At 60.2% G+C, this 18,507-nt stretch carries 16 protein-coding genes and 2 pseudogenes; 9 read left to right on the top strand and 9 right to left on the bottom strand.

Going from position 1 to position 18,507, the window contains the following annotated elements:
- The first annotated feature begins 29 nt into the window (after positions 1–29).
- Positions 30–509, top strand: a complete 480-nt coding sequence (locus JTY93_RS12265) for a nuclear transport factor 2 family protein (RefSeq protein ID WP_169996973.1) — start codon at positions 30–32, stop codon at positions 507–509.
- 30 nt (positions 510–539) lie between these two features.
- Here JTY93_RS12265 and JTY93_RS12260 read toward each other — a convergent pair whose 3' ends face one another.
- The 4 genes from JTY93_RS12260 to JTY93_RS12245 all read right to left on the bottom strand — a co-directional run bounded on the left by JTY93_RS12260 (position 540) and on the right by JTY93_RS12245 (position 4,702).
- Complete coding sequence (locus tag JTY93_RS12260) at positions 540–1,697, bottom strand: PQQ-dependent sugar dehydrogenase (RefSeq protein WP_205519020.1); 1,158 nt, start codon at positions 1,695–1,697, stop codon at positions 540–542.
- A 19-nt stretch (positions 1,698–1,716) separates the two neighbouring features.
- On the bottom strand, positions 1,717–2,034 hold the full coding sequence (locus tag JTY93_RS12255; RefSeq protein WP_205477143.1) for a hypothetical protein: 318 nt from the start codon (positions 2,032–2,034) through the stop codon (positions 1,717–1,719).
- A 145-nt stretch (positions 2,035–2,179) separates the two neighbouring features.
- A complete protein-coding gene (gene lpxO / locus JTY93_RS12250) occupies positions 2,180–3,079 on the bottom strand; it encodes a lipid A hydroxylase LpxO (RefSeq protein ID WP_205477142.1) in 900 nt (299 codons plus the stop codon).
- A 279-nt stretch (positions 3,080–3,358) separates the two neighbouring features.
- Complete coding sequence (locus tag JTY93_RS12245) at positions 3,359–4,702, bottom strand: Wzz/FepE/Etk N-terminal domain-containing protein (RefSeq protein WP_205477141.1); 1,344 nt, start codon at positions 4,700–4,702, stop codon at positions 3,359–3,361.
- Between the two features lie 401 nt (positions 4,703–5,103).
- Here JTY93_RS12245 and JTY93_RS12240 point away from each other — a divergent pair, with 401 nt between their 5' ends.
- Positions 5,104–5,514 (top strand): TIGR03067 domain-containing protein, encoded by a 411-nt coding sequence (locus JTY93_RS12240; RefSeq protein ID WP_205477140.1) that lies wholly within the window; start codon positions 5,104–5,106, stop codon positions 5,512–5,514.
- A gap of 126 nt (positions 5,515–5,640) precedes the next feature.
- On the opposite strand, the gene JTY93_RS12235 is transcribed toward JTY93_RS12240, so the two are convergent.
- Positions 5,641–6,453, bottom strand: coding sequence for a class I SAM-dependent methyltransferase (locus JTY93_RS12235; RefSeq protein ID WP_205477139.1), 813 nt, complete (start codon positions 6,451–6,453; stop codon positions 5,641–5,643).
- Positions 6,454–6,921: 468 nt separating this feature from the next.
- On the opposite strand from JTY93_RS12235, the gene JTY93_RS12230 reads away from it, so the two are divergent.
- Positions 6,922–8,508 (top strand): ABC-F family ATPase, encoded by a 1,587-nt coding sequence (locus tag JTY93_RS12230; protein WP_071610063.1) that lies wholly within the window; start codon positions 6,922–6,924, stop codon positions 8,506–8,508.
- 496 nt (positions 8,509–9,004) lie between these two features.
- A pseudogene (locus tag JTY93_RS12225) lies at positions 9,005–10,179 on the top strand (MFS transporter).
- Here the strand turns inward: JTY93_RS12225 and JTY93_RS12220 are convergent.
- Entirely contained in the window at positions 10,173–11,210 is a 1,038-nt protein-coding gene (locus JTY93_RS12220) for an alpha/beta hydrolase family protein (RefSeq protein ID WP_205477138.1), read from the bottom strand. The pseudogene JTY93_RS12225 and the gene JTY93_RS12220 overlap by 7 nt on opposite strands.
- 201 nt (positions 11,211–11,411) lie before the next feature.
- The gene (locus JTY93_RS12215; RefSeq protein ID WP_205477137.1) at positions 11,412–12,023 is read right to left on the bottom strand and encodes an FMN-dependent NADH-azoreductase; all 612 of its coding nucleotides are present in this window, start codon (positions 12,021–12,023) and stop codon (positions 11,412–11,414) included.
- Between the two features lie 126 nt (positions 12,024–12,149).
- Between JTY93_RS12215 and JTY93_RS12210 the strand changes: the two genes are divergently transcribed.
- Positions 12,150–13,058: a LysR substrate-binding domain-containing protein gene (locus JTY93_RS12210; protein WP_205477136.1), complete on the top strand. Its 909-nt coding sequence runs from the start codon at positions 12,150–12,152 to the stop codon at positions 13,056–13,058.
- A gap of 11 nt (positions 13,059–13,069) precedes the next feature.
- A complete protein-coding gene (locus tag JTY93_RS12205) occupies positions 13,070–13,417 on the top strand; it encodes an MmcQ/YjbR family DNA-binding protein (protein WP_169906923.1) in 348 nt (115 codons plus the stop codon).
- 11 nt (positions 13,418–13,428) lie between these two features.
- Here JTY93_RS12205 and JTY93_RS12200 read toward each other — a convergent pair whose 3' ends face one another.
- Positions 13,429–13,812 carry a DUF1294 domain-containing protein gene (locus JTY93_RS12200; protein ID WP_205477135.1) on the bottom strand — a complete coding sequence of 128 codons (384 nt, stop codon included), beginning with the start codon at positions 13,810–13,812 and terminating at the stop codon, positions 13,429–13,431.
- Positions 13,812–14,642, bottom strand: a complete 831-nt coding sequence (locus JTY93_RS12195) for an undecaprenyl-diphosphate phosphatase (RefSeq protein WP_205477134.1) — start codon at positions 14,640–14,642, stop codon at positions 13,812–13,814. Before JTY93_RS12195 ends, JTY93_RS12200 begins: the two co-directional genes overlap by 1 nt.
- A gap of 250 nt (positions 14,643–14,892) precedes the next feature.
- On the opposite strand from JTY93_RS12195, the pseudogene JTY93_RS12190 reads away from it, so the two are divergent.
- The 3 genes and pseudogenes from JTY93_RS12190 (at position 14,893) to JTY93_RS12180 (ending at position 18,507) form a co-directional block, all read left to right on the top strand.
- Positions 14,893–16,528: pseudogene (locus JTY93_RS12190) on the top strand (methyl-accepting chemotaxis protein).
- Positions 16,529–17,422: 894 nt separating this feature from the next.
- A complete protein-coding gene (gene pnuC, locus JTY93_RS12185; RefSeq protein ID WP_169997002.1) occupies positions 17,423–17,986 on the top strand; it encodes a nicotinamide riboside transporter PnuC in 564 nt (187 codons plus the stop codon).
- On the top strand, positions 17,983–18,507 hold the full coding sequence (locus JTY93_RS12180; RefSeq protein ID WP_169997195.1) for an AAA family ATPase: 525 nt from the start codon (positions 17,983–17,985) through the stop codon (positions 18,505–18,507). The genes pnuC and JTY93_RS12180 overlap by 4 nt, the downstream gene beginning before the upstream one ends.

The raw sequence follows: 18,507 nt of genomic DNA, 5'->3' as shown, positions 1-18,507 counted from the left end.
GTCACTGGGATTCAAGAAGGAATAATCACATGTCAGACACTGCCCACGTACGTGCGCCCTTGCCGCCCTTTACCGAACAATCGGCCATTGAAAAGATCCGTCTCGCCGAAGACGGTTGGAACTCCCGTGACCCACAGCGCGTATCGCTGGCCTACACCCTGGACACCAAATGGCGTAACCGCGCCGAATTCGCCCATAACCGCGAACAGGCCAAGGACTTCCTCACCCGCAAATGGGCCAGGGAACTGGACTACCGCTTGATCAAGGAATTGTGGGCCTTTACCGGCAACCGTATCGCCGTGCGTTATGCCTATGAATGGCACGACGACTCCGGCAACTGGTACCGCTCCTACGGCAACGAGAACTGGGAGTTTGACCAGGACGGCCTGATGTCCAACCGGCATGCGTGCATCAATGACATGCCGATCAAAGAGAGCGAACGCAAATTCCACTGGCCCCTGGGGCGGCGCCCGGATGATCATCCGGGGCTGTCCGAACTGGGGCTGTAGGTGCCGGCAAGCCGGCTCCTACAGTGCCAGTCAATCCTGCTTCAGTCCCACCTGATACAACACGCCATCATCCTCATCCGTCAGTACATACAGGAAGCCATCCGGCCCCTGTCGCACATCACGGATACGCGCCTTCAACTCGCCCAGCAGGCGCTCTTCGTGGACCACCTTGTCGCCATCGAACTGCAGGCGGATCAGCGCCTGGCTGGCCAGGGCGCCGATAAACAGGTTGTGCTGCCAGGCCTTGAAACGGTCGGCATCGTAGAACGCCATACCGCTGATGGCCGGTGACTTTTCCCACACATGATGGGGCGCGACCGTGCCTTCGGCAGTCTTGCCCTTGGCTTCTGGAATCGGCAACAACGAATAGTTGATGCCATGGGTCGCCAGGGGCCAGCCGTAGTTCTTGCCACGCTCGATGATATTGATTTCATCACCGCCGCGCGGGCCGTGTTCGTTTTCCCAGAGGGTGCCGGTCCAGGGATTCAGCGCCGCGCCCTGGGGGTTGCGCTGGCCATAGGACCAGATCTCCGGCCTGGCCCCAGGCTGGCCGACAAACGGGTTGTCATCCGGTACGCGACCGTCCGGGTAGATCCGCACGACCTTGCCTTGTAGCTTGTCCAGGTCCTGGGCCGTAGGGCGATCATTGTTCTCGCCCAGGGTCACAAACAGGTAGCCATCGCGATCAAACACCAGGCGCGAGCCGAAGTGATTGCCGGTAGACAGCTTGGGCTCCTGACGCAGGATTACCTGGAAGTCCTTCAAGCTGCTCAGGTCATCGCTCAAACGGCCACGCCCTACCGCCGTGCCGGCCTTGCCGCCCTGGCCGCCACCTTCGGCGTAGGACAGGTAGACCAACCGGTCTTCCTTGAAATCCGGCGACAGCACCACATCCAGCAAACCACCCTGCCCCTTGGCCCAGACTTGCGGCACGCCGCTCAGCGGCGCAGACAATTTTCCATCACTGCTCACAAAGCGCAGCGCACCCGGCCGTTCGGTGACCAGGAAGCCTTGCTTGTCTGGTAAAAAAGCTACCGCCCAAGGGTGGTCCAGGCCTTTGACAATCGGGGTCGCGGTGATGCTGCCTTGCTCGCTGGGGAACTGCTGGGTATCGGCGGCCAATACCGGACACGCCGTTGCCAGGGCACTGGCGCAGCAGGTCGCTAAAAAGGTTGTGCGTAGAAACATACCGTGGGGCTCCTTTCGTTCAGGGCCGGCGATTGCCATTGGCGTCTTGCGTCGGGGCTGAGGGTTGGGTGGCAGGACGTGCGGGAGCAGCATCACGCTGCGGATAACGATTGCCGATGCCGCCGTTTTCCAGGGTTGGCGGGCGAGGCACCGGCGCGGTATAGGTGCCACGCATCGCCGGTGTATTGGGCTGGGTGCCCTGCATGCTGTTGGGATTGGCCCGCTTGATCGGGCTGTTATACGGATTGTTGTTGCCGGGTAGGTTCTGCGCCTGCACCCCACCACTCAAGGCAAGGCCCAGGACCAACACCACAAGGCTGCGTGTACGACTGCTCATGACAAAACCTCTCTGGGGCGAGGAATACCAGCATTCGATAACACGCTACGCGCAGGGTTCGGATTTGGTAACTAAATAGTTTCCGCGCAGGTGTAACACGGCTTGTCCAACGCCACTGCGGTGCTTGCCACGAAGGGGCTGACGATCAGATCAGTATGAAAATCGCCGCCAGGCCGGCAAAAATCGCCCACTTTTCCAGGTAGTAACGGGTGCGGTTACGCTTTTTCAGCTCCTTGCCCCGCAGGCGGATCTTGTACAGGCGGGTAAAGGCGCGGTTCAAGCCACCGGTCTTGTCCCCGGCATCGTTGGGCGAACCGGCGGCAGCCATGACGTTGCGGCTGAACCAGCGATTGAACGCCGCCGCCCAGCGATACTTCATCGGGCGCTCAATATCACAGAACAAAATGATGCGGTTCTGCGCCGTGGTGTTTTCGGCGTAGTGGATGTAAGTCTCATCGAACATTACCGCCTCGCCGTCACGCCAGGAGTAGTTCTCACCGTCCACATTGATGTAGCAGCCTGGATCGTTGGGTGTATCCAACCCCAGGTGGTAACGGTAGGAGCCGGCATAGGGATCACGATGGCGCACCAACTTCGAGCCTGGCGGCAGTTCGGCAAACATCGCGGCCTTGATCGAACCGATGCTTTGCACCAGTTCGGTGGTGCGCGGGCACAGCTTCATCGCCGAAGGGTGACTGTCGCCGTACCACTTGAGGTAGAAGCGCTTCCAGCCCGACTTGAAAAACGAGTTGAAACCCACGTCGTTGTATTGGTCCGAGCGCTTGATCTCGCCAGCGCGCATCAGCTTCTGGCCCTCCTCGCGAATTTCCTGCCAATGCTCCTGGAGTGGACTCAGGTCGGGAAAGTCGCTGGGCGATAGGTACGGACGGCCGGGCAGTTTGGAGAACAGGTAGAGGAAGCAATTGACCGGTGCAAGGAAGGTCGAGTGGTCGCTTAGTTGACGCCCCAGTTTATGTCGCACCCTGCCACGCAGGTGGACATACGCGATGGAGATAACGTAGAGAGCAACAATGATGAGTTTCACGGGAATTCGTCACATGTCAGAAGAGTACAGGCTGCTCCTCCAGGCCGGGCCGGGGAGGAAAAATGCAGCACCTGAAATCACAATTCATTAACAGGCCCACGAGTGCCTTGGAGACAATTCGGATAGTGGCCAATGGCAGTTATTTTAGCCATAGATTGTAACCAAAGGTTAACTAAGAATTGTGAAAAGGTGTCTTCCAACTGTGTAGCCGCGACACCTCGAAAGCACGGTGACGGGTCTGCCGGGCTGCGATGCAGCCCGGGAAAGGAGCGGCGTAACTCAGCCCAATGGCTGGTCATCCTTGCGTTCTCGCCGGGTAAAACGGTCGTCGTCCAATGGCGAATAGGCCACTGCTTTGCCACGCTTGAGGACCAGATGGCGGACCAGCGCGATGAGCATCCCCAGCAGCAGGCCGACCGCCAGGCTCAGCGCAACCACCAGGACTTTTTTCGGCTTGATCGGGCTCAGCGGCTCCTGGGCGCGCCGGTCAATTGTCACCAGTTTCAAGGCGCTCATGTCGATATTCAGGCCACGCAGGCGCGCCACTTCAGCACGCAACGGCTCGACATCCTGCAGGAAAATATCTTCATTGCCCCGCCGCTTCATGACCTCGACCTGGCGATTGACCTCCAACAACTGCAGCTCTTTGCCGATTTCCGCGACACGGCTGTTGGTGAAATCATCGTTGGTGCGCTGTTGCAGGGCCGTACGCTCGGCTTCCAGGGCGTCGGTGCCAAGGAAGTACAAGGGGACCTGCTGGTTGTTGATCTCGGTGCGCATCACCTGGCTGGAACCGCTACGCCCGGCGTCGGCCATGGACGAAGGCGTAGTCGGATTCTTAATGCCCATGGACTTGGCAATCGAGATGGCTTCACTCAACTCTGCCAGGCGGTTGGAGCGCTGCATTTTCATCTGCAGGCGCAGGGCACTGAGTTCATCTTCCAGCTGCGCACGCTTGAGCTTGTCGCCTTCCAGCAGCTTGGCGATTTTCGATTCCTTGTCGGTTTCGTAATTGGAGCGCGCCGCATCAATCTTGCCTTTGAGCTCGGCGAGACGGTTGTTGACGATCACTTTAAGATCGGCGCCCACCTGCTCGCGTTCTGCAGCGATGGCGTAGTCGACAAATCCGTTGAGAATCGCGACGCCGTCGATATCCGTGGGGTATTGCAGTTCAAGGCGGATATAGCTGCTCAACGAGTCCGCTTTCTTCGGGTCAGGCAGAATCAGGTTGATCGAGTTGCGGTTGAACGCCTCGAAACTCTGCTCCAGGCTGCGCCCCGGTTTCTGGAACGCTTCGAACAAGCCAGGGTTGGCTTTGAAGAAATTCAGCCGCGCATCATACGAGTCCAGTTGCGCGCCCACTTTGGCCAGGGCATCCGCCGGCGGCAACTTGTAGACCTCCGAGCGATTGAGTGCATCCAGTTCATTGATAGCTGCCGGACGCAGCACGCTGCTGACCTGATACTCGCGGGGAGCCAGCAGCGCGTAACCAACTCCAACAAGGCCCGCAAAAAGAGTGCAGCCGATGACCAGTTTCTTCTGCCGCCAAATCGAGTGAAATAGCTCAAACAAATCAATTTCGTCAGACGCCACGGGGGCTTGAACCTGGGGAGTTCTATTCAAAATGGGGACACCCTTCAAAAAGTGGACGCTGGCTGTCCACTACACGATAGATCTGAATAACCAACTGAAAATACAGGGACAACGCCCTGGATATTGCTAATGCGACATAAGGCAACGCTTATCCGACCCTTGAGTCACTGAAAAAATCCCTACAGCATTGAGATTGTTTTCCTTCAGAAAGAGTAATGTCATATAGACATTGCTTAGCGTAGACGACATATCGAGAAACATCGCTCTCACGATATGTCAAAACAGCTTTAAATATCTGCTGGCAAAGGAAAAAAACCGACCAAGCCACAACTTTGGGAAATTTCCCGCAAAACCTATTAATCAACCTTGATAGGAAGCATTTCTTGATGTTGGCGGTGCTTCATTTGCGCCTTATCAAACAGGAGTTGTACATGTCATCGCCCTCTACCCGCACCACCCCTTGCCCGACGGAGCTGGACAGGCAAGCCCTGCAAGGCACGTGGGAGCAAATCGCCCTGGAAGACAGCGGCATCGCCAACCCGCCGGATGAGCACAGTGCGCCCGGCGCGCTAACGACGATTGAGGGAAATCAGTTCCGGGTCATGACCCTGGATGGCGAGGTATTACTACAAGGGTGTTTTGCCCTGGATGCCAGCACCACACCCAAGAGCATCACCTGGATCGACGCCATCGGGGCTGACGCAGGAAAGCGCCTACCCGCCAGCTACACCCTGGATGACGAGCACTTCGTTTTTATTGCGGCCGATGAAGGTATGCCCCGGCCGACGCATTTCAGTACGACGCCTGGGCAGACGATGCGCACATTCGTGCGCAGGTCTTGAACAGATAAGAGGTATTCGTTTTTACGACGAGGTTTTCACAAACTCTTCACGTTTGGCGCGATAGGTTAAATCCAACTCCTCAGATGAATCCCTTGGCCCGCCGCCCCAGCGGGCCTTTTTTTGTCTTCAGGCCGAGCGCTTGACGGCAGTCAGGGTGTAGCACATCGGCAATTGCGCCGACTGGTTCTCGTACCGGTCGTAGAGTTCTTCGCGGTTGGAGTGCGGGTACTCCTGCAAATGGCTGATCTGCAGGCCCGCGGCGATGGCCGCGCTGATAACTTCCCCAAAGGTGTGTACGAACCAGTACGACGCAGCGGTTGCGCCCTGGCTCGCCCCTTCATAGACAATCGCCTCGTGCTGCACAAAAGGCTCGCGGCGAAAGTATGAGGTGACTGGCAGCATCGGGTTGGCCGCTTCTGGATCGAATACCTCCAGAAACGGATGGGTCTCGTAGATCACCAGCGTTCCGCCCTCCTTAAGGGTGCTGGCAACATGCCGCATAAACAGCACGATATCCGGCATCCAATTCAGCACGCCGATGGTGATCAGCGCAAGGTCGAAGCGACCCTGCAAATGCTCGGGCAAATGATGAATATCGGCTTCGATAAATTCAGGTGAGTGCGGTGAGCGACTGGCCAGTTCCGCCGCCTGCGCAAGAAACGCATCGGATTGGTCGATCCCCACCACGCTATTGGCGCCAAGGCCATACAGCGAGAGACTCTCACGCCCGTTATTGCACCCCAGTTGCACCGCATCCCGGCCCTTGATTCCGACCTGCTGCAGCAGGGAGGTCAGCGTGGGGTCCAGGCAGTTGAAACCGCGCTCGCCTACAGCGGCGAGCAGGCTTTGCCAGTGGGCGCTAGCTTTATGATGCTCGGCGGATTCGTTCCAGGCGGCCTTGTTGCTGGCGATAGCCTGTTGAGCAGACAGCGTGTCCATTGCGTCTCCAAAGCATTGAGCGTGCGCAACAGGATGGCAATGAGCGCCGTCAAAAATAAAGAAGGGGGTTCGCCCCGCACCGATAGCCTCGCCATCCTTGAACCGGTAAAGAGCTATCACTGCAGGGCGAACGGAGGGAAATTAATCCACGGCCATGGGATGTTCAACTGTTATCAATTACAGAACCGACAACCGATACAACTTCGATACAAATCGCTGCTTTTTGTAGAGTTTTTACTCAAAACAGACAAGCCGGGCATTTCTCACCGCCCCACACGCCGGCCTGTCATATAACTCGCGCCTCACATATGCGACAATGCGCGCCAAATTCCAACATGCACCCATATTTTCTGCTCGGCGACTGGGCTTTACGCCTTGATGTCGCTGTTGACGCATGCCCGTTGGCCCGGGCTCCGAATGGGTCCCGGCCCAAATAAGCGCACCCCAAGCTATTGATAGGTAAAGTAATTGATCTCCACAGCTAACATCACCATGCAGTTCGGCGCCAAGCCGCTGTTTGAGAACGTCTCGGTCAAGTTCGGCGCCGGTAACCGTTATGGTTTGATCGGTGCCAACGGTTGCGGCAAGTCGACCTTCATGAAAATCCTCGGTGGCGACCTCGATCCGTCCGGCGGCCAGGTGATGCTGGAGCCGAACGTGCGCCTGGGTAAGTTGCGCCAGGATCAGTTCGCCTACGAAGAATTCAACGTGATCGACACCGTGATCATGGGTCACGAAGAGCTATGGAAGGTCAAGGCCGAGCGTGATCGCATCTACTCGCTGCCGGAAATGAGCGAAGAAGACGGCATGGCCGTGGCGGAGCTGGAAACCGAGTTCGCCGAAATGGACGGCTACACCGCCGAATCCCGTGCCGGTGAATTGCTGTTGGGCCTGGGTATCGGCATCGAGCAGCACTTCGGCCCGATGAGCGAAGTGTCCCCAGGCTGGAAGCTGCGCGTATTGCTGGCCCAGGCGTTGTTCTCGGATCCGGAAGTGTTGCTGCTCGACGAGCCAACCAACCACCTGGACATCAACACCATTCGCTGGCTGGAAAACATCCTGACCCAGCGTAACAGCCTGATGATCATCATCTCTCACGACCGTCACTTCCTGAACAGCGTGTGCACCCACATGGCTGACCTGGACTACGGCGAGCTGCGCCTGTTCCCGGGCAACTACGATGAGTACATGACCGTAGCGACCCAGTCCCGCGAGCAATTGCTGTCGGACAACGCCAAGAAGAAAGCGCAGATCTCCGAACTGCAATCGTTCGTCAGCCGCTTCTCGGCCAACGCCTCGAAAGCCAAGCAGGCCACTTCCCGTGCCAAGGCGATCGACAAGATCCAACTGGCCGAGGTCAAGCCTTCGAGCCGTGTGAGCCCGTTCATCCGTTTCGAACAGACTAAGAAGCTGCACCGTCAGGCAGTCATCGTCGAGCGTATGGCCAAAGGCTTCGACGGCAAGACGCTGTTCAAGGACTTCAGTTTCCAGGTTGAAGCGGGCGAGCGCGTGGCAATCATCGGCCCGAACGGTATCGGCAAGACCACCCTGCTGCGCACCCTGGTCAACGAACTGACCCCGGACGCCGGTAGCGTGAAATGGACCGACGCGGCCGAGCTGGGCTACTACGCCCAGGACCACGCCCATGACTTCGAAGACGACGTCACGCTGTTCGATTGGATGGGCCAGTGGGCTCAAGGCGAACAAGTGATCCGCGGCACCCTCGGGCGCATGCTGTTCTCCAACGACGAAATCCTCAAGTCGGTCAAGGTCATCTCTGGTGGTGAGCAAGGTCGCATGCTGTTCGGCAAGCTGATCCTGCAAAAGCCCAACGTACTGGTCATGGACGAACCGACCAACCACTTGGACATGGAATCCATCGAGGCGCTGAACCTGGCGCTGGAGAACTATCCAGGCACGCTGATCTTCGTCAGCCACGACCGTGAGTTCGTATCGTCCCTGGCCACCCGCATCATCGAGCTGAGCCCAAGCGGCGTGATCGACTTTAGCGGCACCTATGACGACTACCTGCGTAGCCAGGGTGTGGTGTTCTAAGCACAACAACACAGCAAAAAGTGGCGAGCGGGCTAGTGGTGACAAGCAGGCTTGTGGTGGGGCTTGTTGTGGCGAGCGGGCTTGCCCCGCGCTGGGTGGCGAAGCCGCCCCAATGGCCTCACCGACTGCTGTCAGATAGACCGAGGGGGATGGTTTTGGGGCGGCTTCGCCACCCAACGGGGGACTAGCCCCCTCGCCACAGGGGGTGGTGTGGCAGCCTGGAGTTTGCTGCGCAACGCTGACTTTTTGTGGCGAGCGGGCTTGCCCCGCGCTGGGCTGCGTAGCAGCCCCAATCACTAATCCCCCCGCATTTCATCAGATACACCGCGGGTGCAGGTTTTAGGGCTGCTACGCAGCCCAGCGCGGGGCAAGCCCGCTCGCCACAACCACAACCATACCCACCACAACAAGGCGGCGCCGACAATCGTTAGCCTGCTTCCTTTTTCCCCAAGCCCTTGCCATGATGCGTTCACCGCCCTGCCGCGAATGAGCCTCCATGCCTACCGCTCCCAGCTCCCTGTCGATCACCCTGCAGATCGTCTCCATCGTTTTCTATACCTTTATCGCGTTCATCTGCATCGGCCTGCCGATTGCCGTCATTCCAGGCTACGTCCACGAACAACTGGGCTTCAGCGCCGTGGTTGCTGGTCTGACCATCGGTTCGCAGTACCTGGCCACCCTCCTCAGCCGTCCCATGGCCGGGCGTATGTCGGACAACGTCGGCACCAAGCGCGCGATCGTGCTCGGTTTGAGCGGCATCCTGCTCAGCGGCGTGTTGACGTTTATCGCCACGCTGCTGCAGAGCCTGCCCAACCTGAGCCTGGGAATTCTGATTGTCGGCCGCGTGCTGCTAGGCGTGGCCCAAGGCCTGATTGGCGTCGGCACCATCAGTTGGTGCATGGGCCAGGTTGGCGCCGAACACACCGCACGCTCGATCTCTTGGAACGGCATCGCCTCCTACGGCGCCATCGCCATTGGCGCACCACTGGGCGTGGTGATGGTCGCGCAATACGGCTACAACAGCCTGGGTATTGCGCTGGCGGTGCTGGCCGGGCTTGGCCTGGTACTGATCCGCAAAAAGCCCTCGGTTCCCGTGGTACGCGGCGAACGCCTGCCGTTCTGGGCAGTGTTCGGGCGGATCGCGCCGTTTGGCGCCAGCCTGTGCCTGGCCTCCATTGGCTACGGCACCCTGACCACCTTCATTACCCTGTTCTATCTGAGCCGAGGCTGGACCGGCGCTGCCTGGTGCCTGACGGTGTTTGGCATCTGCTTTATCCTTTCGCGCCTGCTGTTTATCTCTAGCATCAACCGCTTTGGCGGATTCCGCGCAGCAATTGCCTGCATGACCCTGGAAACCGTCGGCCTGGCGCTGCTGTGGCTTGCGCCCTCTCCCGCCATCGCCCTGATCGGCGCCGGTCTCACCGGTTTTGGCCTGTCGCTGGTGTACCCGGCGTTGGGCGTCGAGGCCATCAAGCAGGTGCCCAATAGCAGTCGGGGAGCCGGGCTGAGTGCCTATGCGGTATTTTTTTGACCTGGCGCTAGCGATTGCCGGGCCGTTGATGGGCGCGGTGGCGTTGAACCTGGGTTATTCGTGGATATTTTTTCTGTGCGGCGCTACTGTCCGTCACGGGCCTGGGCCTGACCTTGTTGCTGATGCGCCGGGCCTACTGATCTGCAGTCTGCATCCCAGCCCGCGAGTGCTGGCCGAGGGTGCGCCCGAAAAAACGCCCGGCCTCGGAGATCAGGTCGCGGTGAATACCCTCGCGGTCCACCCCATCGGCATCTGTACACAGCGCCGGCATCAGCGCCAGTTGCTCATCATCGCAAGGGGCCATGAAGATAAAGTGCCCAGCGCCGGCCAACAGTTTGAAATCCGGTGGCTGCGGCAGTTTGCGCGCCAGGGCGGCAGCGTTTTTATCCACGGCCACCAGTTTGTCGCCATCGCCGCTATACAGCAGCACCGGTACATGCACGTCAACCAGGGTGTGCCGACCAAACATCAGACTCAGCGGCGCCATCAGCATCAATGCATGGATCCGTGAGTCAGCCTGGGGTTGCAGATCATCGCGGTCGACCACCAGCTCACCCTTGGTCGTACAAGCATCACGGTCTTCGGGACGTTCCTGGCAATAACGGCGCAAGCGCTCGAAATCCGGCTTGGCCCCGGCCAGGATCAGCGCCGTCTCGCCACCCGCCGAATAGCCGATTACACCCACCTGGTCCACATTGACGAACGGCGACAACATCGCGTCGCCAAGGGCCGCAGTAATCGCTGCAGAAATCTGGATCGGCCGGCCATACAGATTGCTCAAGGTGCCCAGGCGGCTGTGATCCTTGTAGTTATCGCCGGGATGCAGCACCGCCACCACCACAAACCCTTTGCGCGCCAGCGATGTCGCCAGATCGTGCAAAGCCAGGGGTGTCCCGGTGTTGCCATGGGACAGCATCAGCAGCGGGAAACGGCCAATGGCGACCTTGGCATCCTCGGTGGCGGCGACGCGATAGGCGCCTACTTGGCTGATATGCTCGCGACCCGTGGACGGATAAAACGCGATGGCCTTCATCGGCTGCGAATCCAGCGGGTCGAGAAAGCTCATCCGGTGATAGCCCACGCTCCAATGGGGATGCGGGGCCACGGCGGCGTGCACTGAAACAAGGCCGCCGAGCAGGGAAACCAGCAAAACTGCACAAAGACGCATCATGGGGATGTCCACCTGTGCTGTGTGACGCCTGCAAGTCGGTTCAGGCGCGGACGGTATGATCCTGTACTGCATAAGCTGCGCCAGATTCGCCCGCTCAAAGCAAAAAACTCCGTATTCCGCTGGTTTTCAGGCCAACAGAATACAGAGTTTAGGCGCCTCTAATCAGATTGATAGCGAGTCGCGGTGAAATTTACACAGGCCTTACGCAGCGACGAACAATTGCTCGGCGATCAGCGCATTGGCGTCGTTCAGCGCCTTGCTGCGCGCTTCGTCACCGTAGGCCAGGCCATGGGCACGGACGAATTCAATATCGGTGATGCCGAAGAAGCCCAGCAGTACTTTGAGGTAGTCCTCGTGCCCCACGCCGGTAGGTTGGCCAACATGCAGGCCACCGGCGGTAGAGACCACGATGACCTTCTTGTTGCCGCACAGGCCTTCCGGGCCGGCTTCGGTGTAGCGGAAAGTCTGGCCGGCGACGGCAATGCGATCGATCCAGGCCTTGAGTTGGGTGGGGATGGTGAAGTTATACATTGGCGCGGCGATGACCACTGCGTCGGCAGCCAGGAACTCGGCCAGAGTCGAGGCGCTCAGGTCGGCCTCGTGCTTTTGCACCGCATCACGCAACTCGGTAGCGGTACCCAAGGCGCCCAGGGTAATCCCGGAAAAATGGTTGATCCCTTCGCTCGCCAGGTCGCGGTAGGTCACTTCCACACCCGACTCGGCCGCTTGCCAGGCCTTGACCACTTCGCGGCTCAATTGACGGGACACCGAGTTGTCACCAAGGATGCTGGAATCGATATGCAAGAGTTTCATGTGGGATCTCCAAGTGAGGACCGCCACCGGGCGATCTGATGGGGAGAATCCTACAGATCAACCCAATAGCCGATTAGCCGGTTAAAATGCGATAGTTCGTCCCACTGACAGGACAATAGGCCCAACATGCAAGACCTCAATGACCTCTACTATTTCGCCAAGGTGGTTGAAGCCGGTGGCTTCGCGGCGGCTGGCCGGCTGCTGGGGATCCCCAAGTCGCGGCTGTCGCGGCGCATTGCCGAACTGGAAGAACGCCTCGGCGCCCGCCTATTGCAGCGCACCACCCGACAATTGACCCTGACGGCCGTCGGAGAACGCTACCTGGGGCATTGCCAGGCGATGCTGCTGGAAGCCGAAATGGCCGACGAAGCGGTGGCCAACATGTCCAGCGAGCCCCGGGGCCGCCTGCGGGTCAGTTGCCCGGTGGGCCTGGCCCACGAAATCCTGCCGACCGTAGTGGCGCAATTTCTCGCAGCGCACCCGCTGGTGCAGTTGGAAATGATGCTGATCAATCGCCGCGTCGACCTGGTGGCCGAGGGCGTAGACGTGGCCTTGCGCGTGCGTGAACTGGGGGATGAAGACCCGCTGTTGGTGACTCGCCGCCTGCGTCAGGCACAGACGGCCATGGTCGCCAGCCCCGAGTTTGTGCATGGCCGCCAGATCAACACCCCGGCCGACCTCAAGCAACTGCCCGTATTGGGTGCCCTGGAAGCCGATCGCCTGGTCCACCTGCGTATGCTCGACCCGGCCGGCAATGCCACCGACCTAGCCATGGAGGCACGCCTGGGCATCGACGACTTCCTGGTACGCAAGGCCAGTGCCCTTGCCGGTCTGGGTTTCACCGTGCTGCCGATGATGTATTGCGAGCAGGAGCTGAAAACCGGGCAACTGGTGCAATTGCTACCTGAGTGGTCATTACCCGGAGGTTGGCTGCAAGCGGTGTACCCGCACCGACGCGGCGTATCCCCAGCGGTACGCGCCTGGATCGACTTTCTGGCCCATGCTTTCAACAATTGCGGAGATCGCCTGCTATGAGTAGCCGGATCATGAGCGAAAACGACGTCGCCCAGTTCTGCCTGGGCCTGCCCGGAGCGCGGGAGGATTACAAATGGGGCGGTGTGCGGGTGTTCTCGATTGCCGGCAACAAGATGTTCGCCCTGCAGAACCTGCGGGGTGATTCCCTGGCGTTCAAGGTCGACAAGGAGCTGTTCCTCGGCCATGTGGACCGCCCGGGCATCCACCCGGCGCCCTACCTGGCGCGAGCGCAGTGGATCATCATGCAAGTGCCCTACCCGCTGGGCGGCGAGGAACTGCGCGACTTGTTGCAGCGCTCCCACCAGTTGGTGGTGAGCAAACTGCCCAAGCGCACGCAGATCGGGCTCAGGCTGGTGTAGGCGCTGGCTATCTAGAAGACTGACAGCAGCGTGCCGCCAAGAAACAGCTGGTCGATCCAGAACACCTGGTGCAACAACACGATCAGCCAGAACACCACCTGGTACGACACCTTGCGTGTCTTGTGGCGAAACACCTGCTGCGCGACCAGGCCGCCCGGCCAGCCACCGGCCAGCTCCATGGCATGCAGGATCTTTTCCGGGGTACGCCAACTGTCGCTCTGGGCCTTGCGTTTGTCGCTCCAGTACAGGCAAAACGTCACCACGCTGACCAGCCCATAGGCCGCCAGCGGGATCAGCGACACCCCGCGGTACGCCAGCAGTGCCGCGCCAAACAGCGGCACGGCACACAGCAGCACAAACACCAGGGCCTTCAAGCGCAGATGCTGAATGCTCATCACGCCTTGGCCGCCGCCCAGTCAATCCAGCCGAACTGCCAGGTGGCCAGGATCAGCAAACCGAACGCAATGCGGTACCAGGCAAACACTGCATAACTGTGGCTGGCGATGAACTTGAGCAAACCGCGCACTGCAATCATTGCGAAGATGAACGAGACCACAAACCCGACGGCAAACACCGGCAGGTCCGCAGGCTGGAACAGGTCACGGTACTTATAGCCCGAATACACCGCCGCCCCGACCATGGTTGGCATCGCCAGGAAGAACGAAAACTCGGTCGCCGTCTTGCGCGACAGGCCGAACAGCAAGCCACCGATAATCGTCGAACCCGAACGCGAGGTCCCCGGAATCATTGCCAGGCATTGGGCAAAGCCCACTTTCAAGGCATCTTTCCAAGTGATGTCATCAACGGTTTCGGCATGGACGGTATGTTCGCGGCGCTCGGCCCACAACATGATCACCCCGCCGATCACCAGCGCGGTGGCCACGGTGATGGGGTTGAACAGGTATTCGTGGATCAGGTCGGCAAATATCACCCCCAACACCACCGCCGGCAGGAACGCGATCAGCAGGTTAAGCGTGAAACGCTGGGCGTTGCGCTGGGTCGGCAGGCCGGTGACCACGTCGAGGATCTTGCGCCGGAACTCCCAGACCACTGCCAGGATGGCGCCCAATTGAATGATGATGTTGAACGCCATGGCGCGTTCGCCACCGAAGTCGAGCAAATCGGCGACGATGATCTGGTGCCCGGTACTGGAGATCGGCAAGAACTCCGTCAACCCTTCGACAATGCCAAGTATCAATGCCTGAAAGGCGGTCCAAAGATCCATTATTCCCCCAAAAGGTCATGCGACGGCATGCCTCGTTGATATTTTCTAGGTGTTCACTAACGATGAGCACGCTGCAAGGCCGCGTGCAGGATCAAGGCTGAACTGCAAAAATTCTGTGAAAAATCAGGCAGCACTCAGGTTTTTTGATTCCGGGCCGAAAGCCTATCAGACAAGCCCGAATTTCGCTTCGCGTTATCACTGGCCGATCAACGCAGCACCGAAAATTATAAGAACGCGGAGTGACAAGACTATGAACAGTTTGCGCAATATGTCGATCAGCCGGCGCCTCTGGATGATCCTGATAGTCGCCGTGTTGATGTTGTTGACCCTGGGTTTGCTGATGCTCAAGCAGATCCATGACGATCTCTTTCAGGCCAAGAGCCAGCAAACCCAGCATGTGGTACAGACCGCCAGCGGGATTCTGAATTTTTATCACGGCCTCGAAACCACCGGCGTGCTGACCCGCGAAGCCGCGCAGAAGCAAGCCCTGAGCGTGGTGCGCGGCCTGCGCTATGACCAGGACGACTATTTCTGGATCAATGACCTGACGCCGGTGATGATCATGCACCCGGCCAACCCCAAGCTTGACGGCCAGAACCTCTCGGCCATCCGCGATCCGGACGGTTTTGCGATCTTCAATGAGTTTGTCACCCTGGCCAAGGCCAAGGGCGCCGGCATGGTCGATTACCGCTGGCCCAAACCGGGAGCGGATGCGCCGGTGGCCAAGACCTCCTATATCCAGTTGTTCGAACCCTGGGGCTGGATCATCGGCTCCGGCGTCTACGTAGACGATGTACAGGCGCAGTTCCGTGGACAGGTGTGGCAGGCGTCCCTCGTTGGCCTGGGCATCGCACTGATCATGACCCTGCTGGTGGTGCTGATTGCCCGCAGCATCGTGCGCCCGCTGCAGGAAGCGGTACACGCCATGGCCAATATCGCCAGCGGCGAAAGCGACCTGACCCGCAGCCTCGACACCCACGGCCAGGACGAAGTCACGCAGCTGTCCCAGCACTTCAATACATTCACCGCCAAACTGCGCCAGGTGGTCAGTCAGTTGCAGGTCTGCGCCAATGCCCTGGGCCAGTCGTCCGCCGAACTGGGCAGCAACGCCAGCCAGGCCCATGACCGCAGCCAGCAGCAGTCCCAGCAGATGGAGTTGGTGGCCACGGCCATCAATGAAGTGACCTACGGCGTGCAGGACGTGGCCAAGAATGCCGAACACGCCGCCAGTGAAATGCGCGATGCGCAAATCCAGGCCGAACAGGGCCAGGTGAACATCGACGGCAGCCTGCAGCAGATTGATGCGCTGTCCGGGACTATCAGCCAGGCGGTGGAAGTGATCCGTACCCTGTCCTCGGAAAGCACGCAGATTGGCGGGGTGCTGGAGGTCATTCGCTCGATTGCCGAGCAGACCAACCTGCTGGCCCTCAATGCCGCCATCGAGGCGGCCCGCGCAGGCGAACAGGGCCGTGGCTTTGCCGTGGTTGCCGACGAAGTACGCCTGCTGGCCCAGCGTACGCAAAAATCCACCGCCGAGATCCAGAGCATGATCGAACGCCTGCAGGGGGCATTCCGAAGCGGCGGTCAAGGTCATCAGCGACAGCCACCAGGCCTCGCAACTGACCATCGAGCAGGCCGGCCAGGCGGGCGCCAGCCTCACCGCCATCGGCCAGGCCCTGCGCAACCTCAACGGCCTGAACGCTTCGATTGCCAGCGCAACCCTGCAACAGGCCCACGTGGTGGAAGACATCAACCAGAACGTGACGCAGGCAGCCGGCCTGTCCCACAGCACGGCGCTGGCGGCCCAGCAATCGAGCGTAGCCAGCGTGCAGCTGAAGGATTTGAGCGAAGAACTCAACGGCTTGTTGCGCCAGTTCAAGGTCTAGACAGGGGGACTGTGGGGTTCCTGTGGTGCGGCAAGCCCCTGTGGCAAGGGGGCTTGTCCCCCGTTGGGCTGCGCAGCAGCCCTAAAACCGGGCACCTCGGTTTGCCTGCCGGCACCTGGTGAGGCTGTTGGGGCGGCTTCGCCACCCAGCGCGGGGCAAGCCCGCTCGCCACAGGAAAGTCATCTACCTACAGACTGCCGCAAGCCCCCTGTGGCAAGGGGGCTTGTCCCCCGCTGGGCTGCGCAGCGGCCCTAAAACCAAGCACCTCGGTGTGCCTGCCGGAGTCTGGTGAGGCTGTTGGGGCGGCTTCGCCACCCAGTGCGGGGCAAGCCCGCTCGCCACAGGAAAGCCAACTGCCCATGTACTGCCGCAAGCCCCCTGTGGCAAGGGGGCTTGTCCCCCGCTGGGCTGCGCAGCGGCCCCCAAAAACCAGGCACCTCGGTTTGCCTGCCGGCATCTGGTGAGGGCGTTGGGGCGGCTTCGCCACCCAGCGCGGGGCAAGCCCGCTCGCCACAGGAAAGCCAACTGCCCATGTACTGCCGCAAGCCCCCTGTGGCAAGGGGGCTTGTCCCCCGTTGGGCTGCGCAGCAGCCCCTAAAACCAGGCACCTCGGTTTGCCTGCCGGCACCTGGTGAGGCTGTTGGGGCGGCTTCGCCACCCAGCGCGGGGCAAGCCCGCTCGCTACAGGAAAGCCAACTGCCCATGTACTGCCGCAAGCCCCCCTGTGGCGAGGGGGCTTGTCCCCCGTTGGGCTGCGCAGCAGCCCCAAACCAACCACCTCGGTGTGTCTGACAGAACGTGGTAAGGCTGCCACGACAAGCAGCGCAACCGGCAAGATTTTGCCCCGTCGGTTGGGTACAATCGCCCTCCTCTTCGACTCTCCCAAGGAATCCCATGTCCGGGCTTGAACTGTTTGCCGCCGCGCTGGGGGTGATTGCCGTCTGGCTGACGGTCAAGCAGAACCCGTGGTGCTGGCCGATCGGCCTGGTCATGGTGCTGCTGTACACCTGGGTGTTCTTCGAGGTGAAGCTGTATTCCGACATGCTGCTGCAAGTGGTCTATGCCGGCCTGCAAGTCTATGGTTGGTGGCAATGGACCCGCGCCGGCGAGGTCAAGCAAGGCCGGCAAGTCACCAGCCTAGGCACCCAATCCATTCTCCTGAGCCTGGCCATTGGCGCAACGGGCAGCCTGCTGCTGGGCGCTGCCATGGCGCACTGGACCGATGCCGCGCAACCCTGGCTGGATGCCGCGCTGACCGGCTTCAGCCTGGTGGCGCAGATGTGGATGGCGCAAAAACGCGTGCAATGCTGGGCGCTGTGGATCGTGGTCGATGTGATTTTTGTCGGTCTGTTTGTCTACAAAGGGCTGTACCTGACAGCCGCGCTCTACGCCTTGTTCACCGTGATTGCCGTGCAGGGCTGGCGGGAATGGCGCGCCGACCCGGCGTTGCGCACATGAAGGTGCTGGTGATGGCAGGCCCTGAGTCCAGCGGTAAAAGCTGGCTGGCCGAGCAGTTGCAGGCGCATTTCGGTGCAGTGCTGGTGGGGGAATACGTGCGCTATTTCATCGACCACTATCAGCGTGACACGACTCTGGCCGATATCCCGGACATCGCCCGTGGCCAACTGGCCTGGGAAGATGCCGGCCGCGCCCGGCAGCCGCAACTGTTGATCCTCGATACCCACCTGCTGACCAACAAACTGTGGAGCCTGACCCTATTTGGCGATGCTCCGGCGTGGCTTGACGAGGCGCTGCTGGCCCGCCACTACGACCTGCATCTGCTGCTGTCACCCGAAGGCATTGGCTGGACCGCCGATGGCCAGCGCTGCCAGCCAGACCTGGCTGACCGCCAGGCCTTCTTCCAGGCCAGCCGCGACTGGCTGGAGCAGCATCAGCAGCCTTTCAAGGTGATTGGCGGGGATTGGCAGGCGCGCCATGACCAGGCCTTTGCCGCCGTGACGCAACTGCTCGCCGAATAA

The organism is Pseudomonas hygromyciniae, assembly GCF_016925675.1.
In the GTDB taxonomy this organism is placed as follows: domain Bacteria; phylum Pseudomonadota; class Gammaproteobacteria; order Pseudomonadales; family Pseudomonadaceae; genus Aquipseudomonas; species Aquipseudomonas hygromyciniae.
This window is presented reverse-complemented; position numbering and strand designations above follow the sequence as displayed.

What these genes read in the sequence shown, in the direction of transcription:
- JTY93_RS12215 (WP_205477137.1), bottom strand. Translation starts at nt 12,023, where the DNA reads ATGAAACTCTTGCATATCGATTCCAGCATCCTTGGTGACAACTCGGTG.
- JTY93_RS12240 (WP_205477140.1), top strand. Translation starts at nt 5,104, where the DNA reads ATGTCATCGCCCTCTACCCGCACCACCCCTTGCCCGACGGAGCTGGAC.
- JTY93_RS12220 (WP_205477138.1), bottom strand. Translation starts at nt 11,210, where the DNA reads ATGATGCGTCTTTGTGCAGTTTTGCTGGTTTCCCTGCTCGGCGGCCTT.
- JTY93_RS12195 (WP_205477134.1), bottom strand. Translation starts at nt 14,642, where the DNA reads ATGGATCTTTGGACCGCCTTTCAGGCATTGATACTTGGCATTGTCGAA.
- JTY93_RS12180 (WP_169997195.1), top strand. Translation starts at nt 17,983, where the DNA reads ATGAAGGTGCTGGTGATGGCAGGCCCTGAGTCCAGCGGTAAAAGCTGG.
- pnuC (WP_169997002.1), top strand. Translation starts at nt 17,423, where the DNA reads ATGTCCGGGCTTGAACTGTTTGCCGCCGCGCTGGGGGTGATTGCCGTC.
- JTY93_RS12205 (WP_169906923.1), top strand. Translation starts at nt 13,070, where the DNA reads ATGAGCGAAAACGACGTCGCCCAGTTCTGCCTGGGCCTGCCCGGAGCG.
- JTY93_RS12210 (WP_205477136.1), top strand. Translation starts at nt 12,150, where the DNA reads ATGCAAGACCTCAATGACCTCTACTATTTCGCCAAGGTGGTTGAAGCC.
- JTY93_RS12235 (WP_205477139.1), bottom strand. Translation starts at nt 6,453, where the DNA reads ATGGACACGCTGTCTGCTCAACAGGCTATCGCCAGCAACAAGGCCGCC.
- JTY93_RS12200 (WP_205477135.1), bottom strand. Translation starts at nt 13,812, where the DNA reads ATGAGCATTCAGCATCTGCGCTTGAAGGCCCTGGTGTTTGTGCTGCTG.
- JTY93_RS12255 (WP_205477143.1), bottom strand. Translation starts at nt 2,034, where the DNA reads ATGAGCAGTCGTACACGCAGCCTTGTGGTGTTGGTCCTGGGCCTTGCC.
- JTY93_RS12265 (WP_169996973.1), top strand. Translation starts at nt 30, where the DNA reads ATGTCAGACACTGCCCACGTACGTGCGCCCTTGCCGCCCTTTACCGAA.
- JTY93_RS12260 (WP_205519020.1), bottom strand. Translation starts at nt 1,697, where the DNA reads ATGTTTCTACGCACAACCTTTTTAGCGACCTGCTGCGCCAGTGCCCTG.